20 protein-coding genes are annotated in these 15273 nt (G+C 62.8%); 14 read left to right on the forward strand and 6 right to left on the reverse strand.

Features of this window, described 5'->3' with window-relative positions:
• Window positions 1–123: 123 nt before the first annotated feature.
• On the forward strand, window positions 124–924 hold the full coding sequence (locus ACSFC5_RS06840; protein ID WP_440764473.1) for an alpha/beta fold hydrolase: 801 nt from the start codon (window positions 124–126) through the stop codon (window positions 922–924).
• A 141-nt stretch (window positions 925–1065) separates the two neighbouring features.
• Here ACSFC5_RS06840 and panB read toward each other — a convergent pair whose 3' ends face one another.
• Window positions 1066–1878: a 3-methyl-2-oxobutanoate hydroxymethyltransferase gene (panB, locus tag ACSFC5_RS06845; protein ID WP_440764474.1), complete on the reverse strand. Its 813-nt coding sequence runs from the start codon at window positions 1876–1878 to the stop codon at window positions 1066–1068.
• 179 nt (window positions 1879–2057) lie between these two features.
• On the opposite strand from panB, the gene ACSFC5_RS06850 reads away from it, so the two are divergent.
• Window positions 2058–2291, forward strand: coding sequence for a DUF5822 domain-containing protein (locus ACSFC5_RS06850; protein ID WP_440764475.1), 234 nt, complete (start codon window positions 2058–2060; stop codon window positions 2289–2291).
• 19 nt (window positions 2292–2310) lie between these two features.
• On the opposite strand, the gene ACSFC5_RS06855 is transcribed toward ACSFC5_RS06850, so the two are convergent.
• The gene (locus tag ACSFC5_RS06855; RefSeq protein WP_440764476.1) at window positions 2311–2850 is read right to left on the reverse strand and encodes an HAD family hydrolase; all 540 of its coding nucleotides are present in this window, start codon (window positions 2848–2850) and stop codon (window positions 2311–2313) included.
• A gap of 322 nt (window positions 2851–3172) precedes the next feature.
• Here ACSFC5_RS06855 and ACSFC5_RS06860 point away from each other — a divergent pair, with 322 nt between their 5' ends.
• The gene (locus ACSFC5_RS06860) at window positions 3173–3352 is read left to right on the forward strand and encodes a hypothetical protein (RefSeq protein WP_440764477.1); all 180 of its coding nucleotides are present in this window, start codon (window positions 3173–3175) and stop codon (window positions 3350–3352) included.
• 273 nt (window positions 3353–3625) lie between these two features.
• Entirely contained in the window at window positions 3626–4717 is a 1092-nt protein-coding gene (locus tag ACSFC5_RS06865; protein ID WP_440764478.1) for a hypothetical protein, read from the forward strand.
• A 271-nt stretch (window positions 4718–4988) separates the two neighbouring features.
• Here the strand turns inward: ACSFC5_RS06865 and ACSFC5_RS06870 are convergent, their stop codons facing one another.
• On the reverse strand, window positions 4989–5666 hold the full coding sequence (locus tag ACSFC5_RS06870) for a helix-turn-helix domain-containing protein (protein WP_440764479.1): 678 nt from the start codon (window positions 5664–5666) through the stop codon (window positions 4989–4991).
• Window positions 5667–5994: 328 nt separating this feature from the next.
• Window positions 5995–7269 (reverse strand): HAD family hydrolase, encoded by a 1275-nt coding sequence (locus tag ACSFC5_RS06875; RefSeq protein ID WP_440764480.1) that lies wholly within the window; start codon window positions 7267–7269, stop codon window positions 5995–5997.
• A gap of 165 nt (window positions 7270–7434) precedes the next feature.
• On the opposite strand from ACSFC5_RS06875, the gene gfcR reads away from it, so the two are divergent.
• The 3 genes from gfcR to ACSFC5_RS06890 all read left to right on the forward strand — a co-directional run bounded on the left by gfcR (window position 7435) and on the right by ACSFC5_RS06890 (window position 8696).
• Window positions 7435–8088, forward strand: a complete 654-nt coding sequence (gene gfcR / locus ACSFC5_RS06880; protein ID WP_440764481.1) for a transcriptional regulator GfcR — start codon at window positions 7435–7437, stop codon at window positions 8086–8088.
• A 316-nt stretch (window positions 8089–8404) separates the two neighbouring features.
• Window positions 8405–8548 (forward strand): hypothetical protein, encoded by a 144-nt coding sequence (locus ACSFC5_RS06885; RefSeq protein WP_440764482.1) that lies wholly within the window; start codon window positions 8405–8407, stop codon window positions 8546–8548.
• On the forward strand, window positions 8529–8696 hold the full coding sequence (locus ACSFC5_RS06890; protein WP_440764483.1) for a hypothetical protein: 168 nt from the start codon (window positions 8529–8531) through the stop codon (window positions 8694–8696). Before ACSFC5_RS06885 ends, ACSFC5_RS06890 begins: the two co-directional genes overlap by 20 nt.
• 87 nt (window positions 8697–8783) lie before the next feature.
• Here ACSFC5_RS06890 and ACSFC5_RS06895 read toward each other — a convergent pair whose 3' ends face one another.
• Complete coding sequence (locus tag ACSFC5_RS06895; RefSeq protein WP_006108914.1) at window positions 8784–9746, reverse strand: transcription initiation factor IIB; 963 nt, start codon at window positions 9744–9746, stop codon at window positions 8784–8786.
• Window positions 9747–9908: 162 nt separating this feature from the next.
• On the opposite strand from ACSFC5_RS06895, the gene rnhA reads away from it, so the two are divergent.
• Both rnhA and ACSFC5_RS06905 read left to right on the forward strand, forming a co-directional pair.
• Window positions 9909–10502, forward strand: coding sequence for a ribonuclease HI (gene rnhA, locus ACSFC5_RS06900; RefSeq protein ID WP_440764484.1), 594 nt, complete (start codon window positions 9909–9911; stop codon window positions 10500–10502).
• A gap of 70 nt (window positions 10503–10572) precedes the next feature.
• Window positions 10573–11220 (forward strand): DUF7108 family protein, encoded by a 648-nt coding sequence (locus tag ACSFC5_RS06905; RefSeq protein ID WP_440764485.1) that lies wholly within the window; start codon window positions 10573–10575, stop codon window positions 11218–11220.
• 28 nt (window positions 11221–11248) lie between these two features.
• On the opposite strand, the gene ACSFC5_RS06910 is transcribed toward ACSFC5_RS06905, so the two are convergent.
• Window positions 11249–11608: a PadR family transcriptional regulator gene (locus ACSFC5_RS06910; protein WP_006088545.1), complete on the reverse strand. Its 360-nt coding sequence runs from the start codon at window positions 11606–11608 to the stop codon at window positions 11249–11251.
• 205 nt (window positions 11609–11813) lie between these two features.
• On the opposite strand from ACSFC5_RS06910, the gene ACSFC5_RS06915 reads away from it, so the two are divergent.
• From ACSFC5_RS06915 to ACSFC5_RS06935, 5 genes are all read left to right on the forward strand, one after another.
• Entirely contained in the window at window positions 11814–12344 is a 531-nt protein-coding gene (locus ACSFC5_RS06915; RefSeq protein WP_440764486.1) for an inorganic diphosphatase, read from the forward strand.
• A 348-nt stretch (window positions 12345–12692) separates the two neighbouring features.
• Window positions 12693–12827 carry a hypothetical protein gene (locus ACSFC5_RS06920; RefSeq protein WP_440764487.1) on the forward strand — a complete coding sequence of 45 codons (135 nt, stop codon included), beginning with the start codon at window positions 12693–12695 and terminating at the stop codon, window positions 12825–12827.
• A 158-nt stretch (window positions 12828–12985) separates the two neighbouring features.
• A complete protein-coding gene (locus ACSFC5_RS06925) occupies window positions 12986–14329 on the forward strand; it encodes an alkaline phosphatase family protein (protein ID WP_440764488.1) in 1344 nt (447 codons plus the stop codon).
• Between the two features lie 57 nt (window positions 14330–14386).
• Window positions 14387–14755, forward strand: coding sequence for a hypothetical protein (locus ACSFC5_RS06930; protein WP_440764489.1), 369 nt, complete (start codon window positions 14387–14389; stop codon window positions 14753–14755).
• A gap of 63 nt (window positions 14756–14818) precedes the next feature.
• Complete coding sequence (locus ACSFC5_RS06935) at window positions 14819–15232, forward strand: DUF371 domain-containing protein (protein ID WP_440764490.1); 414 nt, start codon at window positions 14819–14821, stop codon at window positions 15230–15232.
• The last annotated feature ends 41 nt before the right edge of the window (window positions 15233–15273 follow it).

Raw genomic sequence — 15273 nt, forward strand, 5'->3', positions numbered from 1 at the left:
GTGTACGCTCGCGAGTTCGTCCACCGGTCGGTTCCGATTCGGACTCGGAACGATTTGAGCAGGGACTCGTATCGGTTCGACGCTTCTCGAGAATTTAAGCCACCACCCCTCGTTCGAACGAGTATGGAGACGGTAACACACCACGGCCGAGAGACGGCCTACGACGTCGCCGACCGCGGCGGAGACGGCCCGCCGATCTGTTTCGTCCACGGGAGCGGCGGGTCGAGTGACGTCTGGTCCGCCCAGCATCGCCTCGCCGATCGGAATCCCGTCGTCACGCTCGATCTGAGCGGTCACGGCGAATCCGACGATATCGATGCCGAACCCGGCTACACGACGCTTTCCGCGTACGCGGACGACGTGTTGGCCGTCGTCGAGGCGACCGAGAGCAGGGTTCTGGTTGGCAACTCGCTGGGTGGGGCCATCGTCATGCAACTCCTGATCGAGCGCGACCCCGATATCGACGCCGCCGTGCTGGTGGGGACGGGCGCACGACTGGGCGTCCTCGAGGACCTCCTCGACTGGCTGAAAAACGATTTCGAGCGCGCGATCGAGTTCCTCCACGGGCCGGATCGACTCTTTCACGATCCCGACCCGGAACTCCGAGAGGAGTCGATCGACCAACTCCGCGACACCGGCCGGGCCGTCACCCACCGGGATTTCCTGACGTGTCACGAGTTCGATGTCCGGGAGGAGCTGTCGGCGATCGACTGTCCCGTTCTCGCAGTCCACGGCGAGTACGACAAGTTGACGCCGCCGAGATACCACGAGTACCTCGCCGAGGAGATCGACGACGCCTGGATCGCGGCGCTCGAGGACGCTGCACACCTGGCGATGGTCGAGCAACCCGCGGCGTTCAACGCCGCAGTCACCGAGTTTCTGGATATCGTGTCCGAGCACGGTGGAGACACTGTCGAGGAGTGACGCCGGCCGACCGAAGCGACGAGGGCGGTCTGGCGACGGCAGCGTCCCGACACACCGTAGGGAGCAGCGTCCCAACGTCGAGGACGATCCCCTAACTTCTGGGCGACACGAGCGCCACAGCGACGCTCGAACCGTCGCAGTTTAGTAGAGCTCCTCGAGGTCGCTCTCCTCGTGGCTGTGCTCGTCGGCGGGGAACTCTCCGGATTCGACGGCCGAGACGTATTCGTCGACGGCCGACTCCATTTCGGCGCGGACGGCCCCGAACTGTTCGGAGAAGGAGGGGGTCCACTCGCTGATGCCGACGGCGTCGTCGAAGACGAGCACCTGCCCGTCGCAGTGGGGCCCCGCGCCGATGCCGATCGTCGGAATGTCCAGCGCGTCGGAAATCTCGGCCGCCAGGTTCGAGGGGACGTGCTCGAGCACCAGCGAGAACGCGCCCGCCTCCTCGTGCTCGACCGCGAGTTCGAGCATCCGTTCGGCGGCCGCCTGATCGGTTCCCTGTCGGGGGTAGCCGCCGTACTGGTTGACGTGCTGTGGCGTGAGTCCGAGATGGGCCATCACCGGAATGCCAAGCTGGACCATCGTCTCGGTCAGTTCGACGGTGTGGGGACCGCTCTCGAGTTTGACCGCCTCCGCACCCTCCTCTTTGAGCATCCGCCCGGCGTTCTCGAGGCTGTCTTTCTCGTCGACGCCGAAGGAGAGAAACGGCATGTCGGCGACGACCAGCGCGTCTTCGGTCGCGCGCGAGACGGCGCCGACGTGGTGGGCGATCCCGTCGACGGAGACGGGCACCGTCGTCTCGTGGCCGAGCACCACGTTACCGACGCTATCGCCGACGAGAATCACGTCGACGCCGGCGTCGTCGACGATTCCGGCCGTCGGCGCGTCGTAGGCCGTCAGCATCGTGATCGGTTCGTCACCAGCCTTCTCTCTGAGATCCCGCACGGTAGCCATACACACAGATTCGTCGCCGACGATTAAATGCCACCGTTCTTCGACAGGGCCGGCGGGAGGCGGTCGAGATCGCCGTCGGGCCGATCGTTCGCGGGTGGACCTGCGCTCAGTCCCTTAGGAGCGGCCGGCCAAGCGTCGAACACGGAGAGATTAAGAGGGCTGAGTCGTCACTGTCGATCGTGCCAGAACCCGTCGAAACGACCACTCCCGAGGGCGTCGACTACGGCTGGGTGATGCAAGTCACCTTCGTCGCCACGATCCTCGTCGGTGCACCGATCGTCGCCTTGCTCTCGGTGAACGCCGATCTCCCGAGTTGGGGCGCTCGAGCCGAGTTCGCGATTCGCGTCGGAGCCCCGATCTGGTTTCTGACGGCCATCGCCGTCTTCGCGTACGCGAAGCGAACGCAGGAGTAGTCGACGGAGTCGGCCCGCCTCAGACGCCGGCAGGACCGTCGTCTACGAACTCGAACGCGACGCCCGCTCGTTCTGCCGTCAGCCGATCCCGTGGGGAGTCACCGACGAACAGTACCGTTTCCGGCTCCGCTTCGAGCGCCCGGACCGCCTCGAGTAGCGGCTTCGGGTGAGGCTTTTGCGTGGCGACCGTATCACGGCCGACGACGGCGTCGACCGTCTCGAGAAGGTCGTGTGCCTCGAGTGCGATTCGACAGGCCGCCTCGCAGTTGAGCGAGCAGACGCCGACGGGTACCGCTCGCTCGAGTAACTCGTCCGCGTGGGTCAGCCGCGGCGCGGTCTCGGCGCCGGTCCGTTCGTGGGCAGCGATGGCGGACTCGACGTTCGCTTCCAACCCGACGTCGCTCGCGGTTTCGAGTAGTTCCCACAGGTTCTGGCTCGGTGGCTCGACGTCCGCGCGCTCGTAAACCTCGAGGACGTCGGTAGCTACGGCGTCCCAGTTGACGTCGAGGTCGACGAGCGTTCCATCCAGATCGTAGACGACAGCGTCGTACGTGGTCACGACTGGTGATACGGGCGGTAGACGAATAGTGACTTCGGTCGCGAGAGCGGGGTCGGCTACGGACGCCGTTCGAGGACTCGAAATGGTGATTGGCGCCGCAACCGTCGAGCTTCAATTATTAGGACACATATATTACCATAGACATGCTCAAATCTGAAATATTATATAATTATACCGATATCAGTGACACGATGGTAGAGGATACGTCACGACGGAATTTCGTCCGAAATGCAAGCGCAGTGCACTCGCAGTCGGGATGGCCGGACTCGCCGACTGTACGAGCAGTGTCCCGATCGTGGGCGATAGTTCCGATGGTCCGGGAGTGGAAAGCTGGCTTGCTGCGCCTTCGCTTACCGATATCCTCGACGAAGACGAGCTAGCGGAGTACTATGAGAGCCCCCAGTTCGAGGAAGCCGAAGAAGGGACGCGAGCCTTCGAGTACACCGTTCCCGAACCGTTCTTCGACAACACCGGAACCGTCCGTTCACGGGCCGTCTTCTAGACTGACGGCGACGGGTGTTCTCGCGACGGTCCAACGCTGTGATTCGACCGCGACACGACGGTCGAACTGAGCGGCGTGTTTTCCGGTTCTCACACCGTCCCAGTGTGGACGATTCGTCGGGAGCCGGTCGCGGGTCGACGACCGATATGTGCGTTGCAATAACATACAAGAGGGCCAGAAATACTATTTAGATAAACTGTCTTTCCAGACGTGATGGGAGGGAACATTTCACGACGGACGCTTCTTCGAAACGGGGGCATTGGGCTTGTTGCGATGAGCAGTGCAGGACTGGCCGGCTGTACGAGCAGCCTTCCGGTCGTCGGCGACGACAGTGCATCGGGCCCGGCGGTCGACCGCTGGCTCGTCGATCTTTCGTTTTCCGAACTCTTCGACGAGGACGAACTGGCCAACGAGTACAGCGACGCTGAACTCGAGGGGGACGAACGGACCGGGGTCGAGTTCGACACCGTCGTTCCACAGGCGGTCTTCGATAACGAAGAAGAACTCGTTGTCTACTGGCCACTCGAGCAAGGGTCGGAACTCCGGAGCACGGCCGGCGTGGCTGCCACGGATCTCGACTGGCAGCTCACCCAGCGCGTCGAGTGGGAGTACGAGATCAGCTACACGCAGGAAACCTGGGACGGAACCCAGACGTACGAGCACGAGCAAAGCGCATCGATAAATATCGGCACGCTCGCCGGATCGTTCGACCCCGCGGACGTCGAGGAGAGTCTCGAGGACTGGGCCGAGGATCGGTCTGCCGAGGACGAGGCCCTTTCGAGCGAAGGTGAGTACGAAGGGTTCGATCTGTACGCCTTCGAGGGCTCCGCCTTCGGCGTCAGCGAGTCGTACGTCGTCAGAGTTACCGGCAGCCAGCCCCTCGATTCGCTCGAGGCGCTCGAATCGGCGATCAACGTCCAGACGACGTCGGCCGGCGGCCTGTCCGAAACGGACGACGGCAACGCGCTGCTGGCGGAGTTCGAATCGGCTCACCTCGCGAGCGGCGAACTCCACGAGCCGCGGACGGTCGAGTCCGAAATCGAGCGCCAGTACGGCGATATCGACGACATTCCGGAGCACCAGCGCGACGATCTCGAGGCGCGGGTCGAAGACCGACTCGACGACTGGGAGCGGGGACTCGTCGGCTCGGCGAACGCGTACGAGTTCGACGGCGACACGACCGACGTTCACGAGGTCTACCTCTACGAAACCGAGAGCGATGCCGACGCGGGCGAACTCCGCGACCACGTCGAGTCGAACCGCGACATCACCGATCAGTGGGCGACGATCAAAGACCTCTCGATCGACGACGAGGGACGAACGCTCGTCCTGTCCGGACGGGTTCGAACGCGGGCGTTGCTGTGAACGAGAGCCACTGAGCGACACCAACTCGAGCGCCTCGAGTTGCTCGCGCATTCGAACTGCTGTTTTGACGCCGGAGACGTACGCGCCGCCGGTTTTGAACGCGTTTCGAACGTCGAAGATGCGACTCTGACGTTCGCGAGCGCGGCCGTCGTCGCCCTCGTCGTAGGCGTCGTAACAGTCGACGGCGAGCGTCGAGGAGTCGGGCGCGACGTGGCTGTACAACTCTCGGCCGTCAGTTGCCCGGACGGCCGTGCTGGCGGTACTCGCCGCCTCAATCAGTAGCCAACTTCCCCGACGGATCGTCCAGTTGCTCGCTCGCGAGGACGCGGTTCGCGCGGCGAAGCCGTTCGGAGAGCGCCTGATGGGAGATGTCGAGTTTGTCCGCCAATTCCTCGAGCGAGATCTCGCGCGGAACGTCGTAGTAGCCCTGGCGGTAGGCCTCGGAGATGGCCTCCTGTTGGGGTTCGGTCAGTGCGGCCGTCGTCTCGAGATCGTCGTCCTGTCCGGCCTCGACCATCCGGCGGACGTCGACGCGAACGCCCTGATTTTCGATGGCGGAGACGGTCTCGGAAAGCTCCTCGCGCTCGGGAAAGAGCAGTCGGAGCGTCCACTGGCCGTCGGTGACCTGCGCGTCGAGGACGGTGCCGCCGTTGTCGTATACCGATCCGCAGACGGAGCTGACGTCTTCGCCATACTGGAGGCGATAGAACCACTCGTCGTCGTCGGCAGTCTCGAGCAGACACTGGAAGTCGTCGACGGACGGATCCGCGTCGAGCGCCGCCTCGAGGTCCTCGGGATCGTCGGTCGAGAACCAGACGAGGGGCATCGTTCGCGTCGGCCCCTCGGCGACGACGCTCTCGACCCTGAGCGTCAGGTCCGGCAGTCGGTGGAGCGTCTTTGCGAGCGCGAACTCGTCGGTTGACAGCGTGAGCTCTGCAATCGTCGTCATCGGTCGATCACCCCGTACGCCAGGCTCGAGTCCGGTTGATGAACGGGGCGGCTATCGTCGGTAGATCGGGACTCGAATCGTGTCATAGTACCACGCCGATCCGCGCGTCGGGGTGGCGAGCACGTCTCGTCAGCGTTTCGTCGATGAGAGTCGCTGCCCGCCCGTAACACTCCCGCTTGGATCGTGCTACCACTCGATAGCGCGCCGATCCGATTGATGAGCCGGCTTTTGTGTTCCAGCCGTTTAAGACAGCACCTCACGGCCGGCGACGGTCAGTGGGTCGTCAGTGTCGAACCGTCTCAGCGTGGCCCGGGGAGTCGAACTCCGCTCACTCGAGACGGGCCAGCCGGTTCAACGCGTACACCGTCCGGAGAATGTCGACGCTCTTTCCGCGGTCGAAGACGAGTTCGTCCGTCTCGAGGACGTGCTCCAAGGTATCCTGCGAGGCGTGTTCGGGCGCGGCCGCGATGCCCGCGTCGGTCTCGTCGACCCACTGCATGACGCGCAGGTCGCTCTTCGAGTCGCCCATGACGAGACTGAACGGATCGTGGACGTCCAGTACGTCGAGCGCTCGCTCGACGCCGACGACCTTGTTCAGTTCGAGGCTGCCGATCTCGGCCGCGTCGGCCTCGTAGTAGGCGACGTCGATCCGCTCGAGGACGTCCGCGAGCGTGTCAGGAACGTCGTCGGAGTCGAGGTCGGGGTACTCCCCCTCGCTCTCGAGGACGCCCCTGATTTCGGGGTCCTGGTCGGCGTAGAAGGCGCGCGTCCAGTCGACGACGGTCTCGTCGTCGAGCACGACGGTCCCGTTTCCGTCGCCGTTTTCCTCGAGTGCCGTCCCGACGGCGTCGGCGAGCAGGTCGATCAGGTAGACCAGCGCCGTGTCGATGGTCTCTCTGGCCTTCGTCGAGCCAGTCTCGTAGTTGGGCTTCATCGTGACGTTGAACTCGTTGCCCTGCAGGTGACAGCCCCGCCGGAGGTCCTCCGGGGCTTCCGGGAGTACCCGCGAGCGAACGTCGTCGAAGACGTCCCGGATCTCGTCGTCCAGTTCCTCGTAGAGGAGCTGTTTCGTGTCCGCGCCGTGTCCCGGCGTGAAGACGCCCGTCCCGGCCTCGTAGACGATCGAGAGCTCGCCCGAGTGGACGATTTCGCTTCCCAGTCCCTGGATCGCGAACCCTTTGACGTTCTCCAAGGTCTGTCCCGTACAGATGACGATCGGAACGCCGGCCTCGTGGAACTCGGTCAGCTCGTGAAGCGTGTCGCGTGGAATCTCGTTGTCGGTGCCGCCGGCCGACCGCAGCGTCTCGTCGACGTCCAAAACGAGGACGTTCACCGCGCGGCCGTATTTGGCCTCGAGATCCAGCGCCGTGAAGGCCTGATCCCGGTTGGCCCGGGAGGCGACCTCCGCGAACGTCTCGCCGGACGCGAAGTCGGATCGAATTTCGTTCTTCCGGCGCTCGAGTTCCTCGTTCGCCCCCTGCCAGTGCTCTAACGCGACGCGTGAGTCGACCGCCGGGAAGACGTCGACGAACGCCTGATACTCCCGCAACGTTTCCGTATCGTAGCCGTCGTACAGCTGGTAGACGAGATCGTAGCGTTCCATGCGTACAACAGGCAGGAGCAGGCAGATAATCGTTTTCAGTACCAGTCGACTGTCGTCGATCGTGGATCGGGAGCCCGAGGAATCGACCGCTGGCCCGAGACGCGGGGTTCGATGTTCGATCCACGACGATACGTCTATAAAAACGGCGCTCGAAATCACAGGTATATGAAAAACGTCGACGACCTGATCGAGAGCGCAGCCGAGCTCGCAGCGCGCGGGCTTTCGAAGGGTGAGATCGCGGACGAACTGAACGTCTCCCGGGAGACGGCGAGCTGGCTCGTCGAGCGAAGCGGCGCGACGGCCCAGCCCGACGATCGGCCGACTCGGCCGGACGATGGGCCCGCGGGCGGCCCGCAGGACATCCACGTTGACTGGTCCGCGATCGGCCGGGACAGCAAACGGATGGGGGCGATCGCGGAGGCGATGGCCGACATGCTCGCCAAACACGGCGAGGACGTCGATCTGACGATCGGTATCGAGAAAGCCGGCGGCCCCATCGCGACGCTTATCGCGAGCGAGCTCGAGACAGATCTGGGGACGTACACCCCGGCGAAACACCAGTGGGAGGAAGGCGATATCGAGGAACTCGGCGGGACGTTCAGCCGGAACTTCGCGGGCATTCGCGACCGCGAGTGCTACATCGTCGACGACACCATCACCAGCGGGACGACGATGCGCGAGACCATCGAGGCCATCCGCGCCGAGGGCGGGGAACCGCTCGCCTGTGTCGTCCTCGCGGACAAACAGGGACTCGAGGAGCTCGAGGGCGTCCCGGTCTACTCGCTGTTACAGGTCATCAGCGTCGGCAAGGAAGAGTAGTCGAGTCGGACGAAATCGACGTATCAGCCCCTGTCCGCAAGATTCTCGAGAAACCGGTCGAGGGTGGACCGAAGCAGGTAACGACCCATTTTCGAACCCCGTATCGCTCGGCGCCCACTGCGGATTCCGCCTGAACCGGTCGACAGTCGAACCCGTCAGTGAGGCAATCGGAACGTGAGGAGTCCGCGATCACTCTCGCGCCGATGACTGATCGCACTGAGCGGCGCAGTCGCGAAACCGAGGTCGAACTCGACCTCGAGACGGGAGAGCATGAGCTCTGTGCACAGGCCGGCGACGACCAGCACAACGCTACGACATGACCGACGAGTGCCCTATCGAGGTCGTTGAGGGTGATGACGACGCTGACGACGGGAGCGAAGAAGACGACGAAGGCGAGACCGACCACGGGGGCGAAAATGGAACTAGTGACGGCGACAGCAATGGCAACGACGGGAACTGAGCCGCCGGTATCTGAGGACCGACGACGGAACGACAACGACACGGACGGCATCGGTGACGGGGGTCGACATCGACGCGGCTACATTGACACGGACGGCATCGGCGACGGGAACGACATCGATATGGCCGGTACCAATGCCGACGAGTAGTCACACAATTCACCGAGGCGCACTGCTCGCTGCAGGAGCTGGCTTCCGATCGATCGCGCAAAAATGGTGAATTGGTGAGCGGACGAGTTAGCCGTGGATTCCCATCGCTTCGATTTGTTCCTGATAGCGGTTCCGGATGGTGACCTCGGTCACCTGGGCTACGTCGGCGACTTCGCGTTGGGTCTTCTTTTCGTTGCAGAGCAAAGACGCGGCGTAGATCGCGGCGGCGGCGTAGCCGGTCGGTGACTTGCCCGAGAGAAGGCCTTCCTCGGCGGTCTTCTCGATGATTTCGTTGGCCTTGGTCTGGACCTCCTCGGAGAGTTCGAGTTCGGAACAGAAGCGAGGGACGTACTTTTTCGGGTCGACGGGGCGCATCTCGAGACCGAGTTCCTGCGAGATGTACCGATAGGTGCGACCGATTTCTTTGCGTTCGACGCGTGAGACTTCCGAAATCTCCTCGAGACTTCGCGGGATGCCTTCCTTGCGACAGGCGGCGTACAGTGCGGACGTCGCCACACCTTCGATCGATCGGCCGCGGATGAGGTCTTCTTTGAGCGCGCGTCGATAGATGACGGACGCGACCTCGCGGACCGAGCGCGGAACACCCAGTGCGGACGCCATGCGATCGATTTCGCTCAGTGCGAACTGCAGGTTTCGCTCCCCGGCGTCTTTGGTACGGATGCGTTCCTGCCACTTGCGCAGGCGGTGCATCTGACTGCGCTTTTTCGAGGAAATAGACCGGCCGTAGGCGTCTTTGTCCTTCCAGTCGATCGTCGTGGTCAGTCCCTTGTCGTGCATCGTCTGGGTCGTCGGCGCGCCGACGCGGGACTTCTCCTGGCGTTCCTGGTGGTTGAACGCACGCCACTCAGGACCCGGATCGATCTTTTCTTCCTCCACGACGAGCCCACAGTCTTCACAGATGAGCTCACCCCTGTCGGAGTCCTTTACGAGATTGTCCGATTCACACTCGGGGCAGGCACGCACCCCCTCCTGATCCTCGGTCTCGTCCGTCTCACGCGTTCGCTCCCGCTGGCGGGTGGACCGTGTCATCGCACTTTTATAGTAGTATCACCATTATATATAAATCCTTGGGGGGCGGTTTGGTATATCGGCGCTAATCTGCCGAAATAGGCAGATACAGACCTTCAAGATCGTGATTTACGATTCGGAACCGGAAAGACTTTATCCGGTTCTCGACGAGAACAGCCACGAATGCCGGTCATCGAGTGCGACGTCGAGACGGCTCGAGAACGACTCGAGGAAGCGGGTGTGACGGTCGACTCCGGAAATACGGATCACGAGCGCTGGCGTGCGAGCCGCGGCGGCGCGACGGCCGTCGCGTACGACGACAAAGTCGTCATCCAGGGCGGAGATCCGCAGGATATCGAGGCACTGCTGCGCGAGGGCGGCGGCCGCGCACACGCGTACTTCGACGGCGCGTGTCGCGGGAATCCCGGTCCCGCAGCGACCGGCTGGGTGATCGTCAGCGGCGACGGGATCGTCGCCGAAGGGGGCGACCGGATCGGCACCGCGACGAACAATCAGGCCGAGTACGAGGCGCTGATCGCGGCCCTCGAGGCCGCCAGCGACTACGGGTTCGACGAACTCCACGTGCGCGGCGACTCGGAACTCATCGTCAAGCAGGTCCGCGGCGAGTACGACACCAACAACCCCGAACTGCGTGAGAAACGCGTAACCGTCCGCGAACTCCTCGCCGCGTTCGACGAGTGGACCTTAGAGCACGTCCCTCGGGAGGTCAACAACCGCGCGGACGACCTCGCCAACGAGGCGCTGGATCAGGGCTGAGTCGAGCGCGGAGCCGCTATCGAAGCCCGGACCAGCAAGAGAAAAACCCTCGAGCGCGTACCGATCGCTAATGTCCGATTCGAACGACTCACCCGCCGACTCCGGTCGGGAATCCGAGGGGTCCCAGACTGCGAGGGATACTACCGCCGACGAGGAGCTTCCCACCGAAATCGTCGACGAAGCGGAGCGACTCACCCGACTCGAGCGCACCGTCGCCGACGAGGGCGAAGCGCAGGCTCACGCCGAGCGGCGCAACGAACTTCTCGACGAGCACGACTTTACGTATCGAATCCGCGAGGACGACGGCGACGACGTGCTCGTACTCCACCCGGAGGAGTGGCACGACGACGACGCGGGCGTTATCCGAACCGACCGCATCGACGACATCTCGCGAGGCGTCGAGGTGCCGCTCGAAGGGACGGAACAGCCCGACGACTGGGACGCGGTCGAAGCGCACAACCGAGACCTCGTCGGACGCGTCAGCGAGCGCCACGGCGACGTTCACGGAGATAACGCCGCGTTGCTCGCCGATTTCGTGGGGAACCACTACGCGAAACGGATCGAGGATCTGACGGGGACGGAGCTTCAGGAGTTTCGGTCGGAGTACTTCGTGCGAAACGCCTGGCCGTCGGACGCACAACGAGACGCGCTCGAGGAGTCGATCACGCTCGTCTACGAGACGGCCGAGGTATCGGTCCCCGAACGACGGGTCCGATAAAAAACGTCTGGTGGAGTTGGTCGCGCGTTCAGTAGCTGTTCTCGACAATCTCGCTGATCTCCTCGGCGCGGTCGTCGCCGGTGACGACCTTCGAGAGGGTCCACTGGATGCCGTCGAGGACGGCGTCGTAGCCGTCGTCGGTCAGCGAGTACTGGTTCGTTCGCTTGTCCAGTTCGCTCTTCTCGACGAGACCCAGGTCGACGAGTTCGTCGAGGTTGGGGTAGAGACGGCCGTGGTTCACTTCGGTTCCGTAGTACTCCTCGAGTTCGCGCTTGATGGCCAGTCCGTACATCGGCTCTTTCGCGAGGATAACGAGGATGTTGTTCTGGAACGCGGTAAGTTCGCGTGCAATACTCTGATCGCCGCTGATTGATTGTGCCTCTGACATACCTGTGCAAATGTCATCAGACTATTTAAGACTTGTCAACCATTTCTCGGTATCCACCGATCGCCCGCGGGCAGATCGGGTACCGCAACGCCGAATACTGGTGGAATTCGGTCGGATCACGTCTTGATAGTGCCTGATGACCTTCACCTCCAAGGTGACATCGATTACGAAAATACTTTTTGATCGGCCGTGAAGCCTCAGGTACATGGTTAATCTCTGGGAAGACCTCGAGACTGGACCGAATCCGCCAGAAGAGATCTACGCCGTCGTCGAGTGTCTCAAGGGCGAACGCAACAAGTACGAGTACGACAAGGACGTGCCGGGCGTCGTCCTCGACCGCGTGCTTCACAGCAACGTCCACTATCCGAGCGATTACGGCTTCATCCCGCAGTCGTACTACGACGACGAGGATCCCTTCGACGTGCTCGTCCTCGTTGAGGATCAGACGTTCCCCGGCTGCGTCATCGAAGCCCGCCCCGTCGCGCTGATGAAGATGGACGACGACGGCGAGCAGGACGACAAGGTCATCGCCGTCCCGTCCGAGGACCCGCGCTACGATCACATCGAGGACCTCGAGGACATCACCCAACAGCAACTCGACGAGATCGACGAGTTCTTCAAGACCTACAAGAACCTGGAGGAAGGCAAGGAAGTCGAAACCCAGGGCTGGGAGGATAAACAGGCCGCCTACGACGCAATCGAACACGCACAAGACCTCTACGAAGAGAACTTCTAAGAGCCAACTGCTGGCTCGTCACGCGCCGTTTTCCCGACGCGACAGACCCAATCTTCCGCTCTCGCTTTCTCACCGTGGTACAGCGTGTATCGCCACCGTGACACGGCCGTCTTCGTGTCGCCGTTAGTACCGCTCACGTCTCGTTACTGTTCGACTACGTTTACTCTCTCGTGGGCAGGTACACCTCGCAACCCGCGTCGAACGACGGGCCCGTAAGAATACGCTGACGGGCCACCGCTCCGTCGGCACGGTATCTGGTGGATTCACGAGAGTTATGTTCGCCCGTTCGTCTCATGCATTATGAGCATGGGTAATTTTATCCGGCTAACCGCCGTAGCTAGACTCGTTATGGCAGCAACTAACCCGTCCGCACGAACGTCCGCTTCGGCAGACGATGCAGCCGATTCCGGTGCCGGTATGGCCCACCTGACGGTCGTCCCCGCGAACTTCGAGGCGTCCGAGCGGGACGGGGACGAGGACTGAGTTCGTCAGTCGACGAGCGCGCTTCAGCAAGCCCACTCGAGTCGGTCGGAAAGCGCACTCGAACGCGAGAACAGGGAGGAATGTGAATCGATGGCACGCCGTCTCAACACAGTGTCTCGAAACGAACCTTCTTGTATGCGGTCGAACTACGTCCGCCCATGGGTCTGTTCGATCGATTGCGGGGCGACGGAGCTCCCCGAGTCGCATTTATTGGGGTCGACGGCGTGCCGTACAGTCTCCTATCGGAGAACGAGGAACTGTTTCCAAATTTCGCTGCGATTGCCGAGGAGGGGACGGCGGGCGAAATCTCGAGTATCGTCCCACCGGAGTCCAGCGCCTGCTGGCCGTCGCTGACGACCGGGATGAACCCCGGCGAAACGGGCGTGTACGGCTTTCAGGACCGCGAGGTCGGCACCTACGACACCTACGTCCCGATGGGGCGAGAAGTCCAGGCAGACCGCGTCTGGGATCGCGTTCAGGAGGACGGTCGCCGCGCGACCGTGATGAACGTCCCCGTCACCTTCCCGCCGCAGCGCAACGTCCAGCGGATGGTCTCGGGCTTCCTCTCGCCCGGGCTTGACAAGGCAGCGTATCCCGACGACGTCCGTGACTACCTCGAGACGCTCGACTACCGGATCGACGTCAACCCGAAACTCGGCCACCAGGGCGACAAGGCCGAGTTCATTCAGGATGCCCACGAGACGGTCGACGCTCGGTTCGAGGCGTTCGAACACTACATCGAGGAGGACGACTGGGATCTGTTCTTCGGCGTCTTCATGACGACCGACCGGGTTAACCACTTCCTGTTCAAGGACTACGAGCGCGACGGCGAGTACAAAGAGGAGTTCATCGACTTCTATCAGAAGGTCGACGACTACATCGGCCAGCTCCGCGAGGCGCTGCCCGAAGACGTCACCATGATCGTCGCCTCCGACCACGGCTTTACGAGCCTCGACTACGAGGTCCACTTCAACGAGTGGCTCCGAGAGGAGGGTTGGCTCTCCTTCAGTACGGACGAACCGGAAGAACTGGGCGACATCTCCGACGAGACCAAGGCCTACTCGTTCATCCCCGGCCGGTTCTACATCAACCTCGAGGGCCGCGAACCGCGCGGTGCCGTCCCCGAAGAGGAGTACGACGAGGTTCGCGACGAACTTAAGGCCGATATCGAGGCACTCGAGGGGCCCAAGGGCAAGAAGGTCGTCGAGCGCGTCGTCGAGAAGGAAGAGGCGTTCCGCGGCGACCACGACGACATCGCGCCGGATCTGGTCGCGATTCCGAACAAGGGCTTCGACCTCAAATCCGGCTTCAAGGCCGATTCGGACATCTTCACCACCGGACCCCGAAACGGCATGCACAGCTTCGACGACACCTCGCTGTACATCGACCACCCCGAGGCGACGATCGGCGACGCCGACCTCTTCGACATCACGCCAACCATCCTCGATCTGCTGGACGTCGAGTACAGCCGCGGCGAGTTCGACGGCGCGAGTCTCGTCTGAGCGACGTTCCTCGTTAGCGATCGAAACGGTTTTTGTCACTCAAATAGATTGTAACGCGTGAACGACTCGAGAGTCGTCGGTTTCTCGCTCCTCCTCGCCATCGGTTTCGCTGCCGTCGTCAGCGTTGTGACCGAAAGCGTCGCGATTCTTGGCCAGACGCCGATCGGGCTGGCGATCTACCTCGCCGTTGGGATCGGACTGCCCCAGTACGTACTCGCTCGGCGAACCAGGTCTCCGCTTCGACTCGGGCTGGCAGCTCTCGCAATCGGCGGGGCCGCGCTAGCCGTCCTCGTCGGCGCTATGATGGGGTCTCTGACCGAGGAGTGGCGTCTCGGAATCGTTCCGATCCTCTTCCTCGCCGTGTTCGGAATTCTGATCGGCAGCATCGTTCGTGAGTTTCGTACCGGTTTTCGGACGCGGTCGTGACGTGGCCGCACCGGCAGTGATCGAATTCGAGGCCGTTTTCCGGCCCGCAACGAACTGCTGGGCATGGAAGAGATCATCCGCGCCCGCGGCCACGAGCACGTTTCCGCCGAACACTCGAGCACGTTCGAGATCACGACCGACGACTATCTCACGCCCGCGGGGGACTGCATTCTCGCGATCGACGCGGACCGCACACCCGCCGATTTCGATCCCGAGTTCGTCGCGGCCTGCCAGGATTCGGGCGCAACGATCACCGTCACCATCGAAGCTGGTGGGTACACGGATTCGGTAACTGGACGGGGGGATCCCGACCTTGAGTTCACGAACGAGCGCAGCGCGGTGGGGCGAACGAGCGAGTACGTCGACGACCGAACGATCGTCAACGACGCCGAGTTCGCGGCCGATGGATTCGATCGGGACCTCGTCGCCGCGTTAGCCGACGGGGCCGAGGCGACCGTGACGATCAGCGTCGAGTGACGGGAGCGGAATCGTCCGTCGCGGTTTTGATTCGCGAGACC

Origin of the sequence: Natronorubrum marinum (assembly GCF_052040125.1) — an archaeon.
Lineage (GTDB): Archaea > Halobacteriota > Halobacteria > Halobacteriales > Natrialbaceae > Natronorubrum.

Coding starts and splice junctions, on each gene's coding strand:
- ACSFC5_RS06840 (WP_440764473.1), top strand. CDS start 124: ATGGAGACGGTAACACACCACGGCCGAGAGACGGCCTACGACGTCGCC.
- panB (WP_440764474.1), bottom strand. CDS start 1,878: ATGGCTACCGTGCGGGATCTCAGAGAGAAGGCTGGTGACGAACCGATC.
- ACSFC5_RS06865 (WP_440764478.1), top strand. CDS start 3,626: ATGAGCAGTGCAGGACTGGCCGGCTGTACGAGCAGCCTTCCGGTCGTC.
- ACSFC5_RS06870 (WP_440764479.1), bottom strand. CDS start 5,666: ATGACGACGATTGCAGAGCTCACGCTGTCAACCGACGAGTTCGCGCTC.
- ACSFC5_RS06875 (WP_440764480.1), bottom strand. CDS start 7,269: ATGGAACGCTACGATCTCGTCTACCAGCTGTACGACGGCTACGATACG.
- gfcR (WP_440764481.1), top strand. CDS start 7,435: ATGAAAAACGTCGACGACCTGATCGAGAGCGCAGCCGAGCTCGCAGCG.
- ACSFC5_RS06885 (WP_440764482.1), top strand. CDS start 8,405: ATGACCGACGAGTGCCCTATCGAGGTCGTTGAGGGTGATGACGACGCT.
- ACSFC5_RS06890 (WP_440764483.1), top strand. CDS start 8,529: ATGGCAACGACGGGAACTGAGCCGCCGGTATCTGAGGACCGACGACGG.
- ACSFC5_RS06895 (WP_006108914.1), bottom strand. CDS start 9,746: ATGACACGGTCCACCCGCCAGCGGGAGCGAACGCGTGAGACGGACGAG.
- rnhA (WP_440764484.1), top strand. CDS start 9,909: ATGCCGGTCATCGAGTGCGACGTCGAGACGGCTCGAGAACGACTCGAG.
- ACSFC5_RS06905 (WP_440764485.1), top strand. CDS start 10,573: ATGTCCGATTCGAACGACTCACCCGCCGACTCCGGTCGGGAATCCGAG.
- ACSFC5_RS06910 (WP_006088545.1), bottom strand. CDS start 11,608: ATGTCAGAGGCACAATCAATCAGCGGCGATCAGAGTATTGCACGCGAA.
- ACSFC5_RS06915 (WP_440764486.1), top strand. CDS start 11,814: ATGGTTAATCTCTGGGAAGACCTCGAGACTGGACCGAATCCGCCAGAA.
- ACSFC5_RS06920 (WP_440764487.1), top strand. CDS start 12,693: ATGGCAGCAACTAACCCGTCCGCACGAACGTCCGCTTCGGCAGACGAT.
- ACSFC5_RS06925 (WP_440764488.1), top strand. CDS start 12,986: ATGGGTCTGTTCGATCGATTGCGGGGCGACGGAGCTCCCCGAGTCGCA.
- ACSFC5_RS06935 (WP_440764490.1), top strand. CDS start 14,819: ATGGAAGAGATCATCCGCGCCCGCGGCCACGAGCACGTTTCCGCCGAA.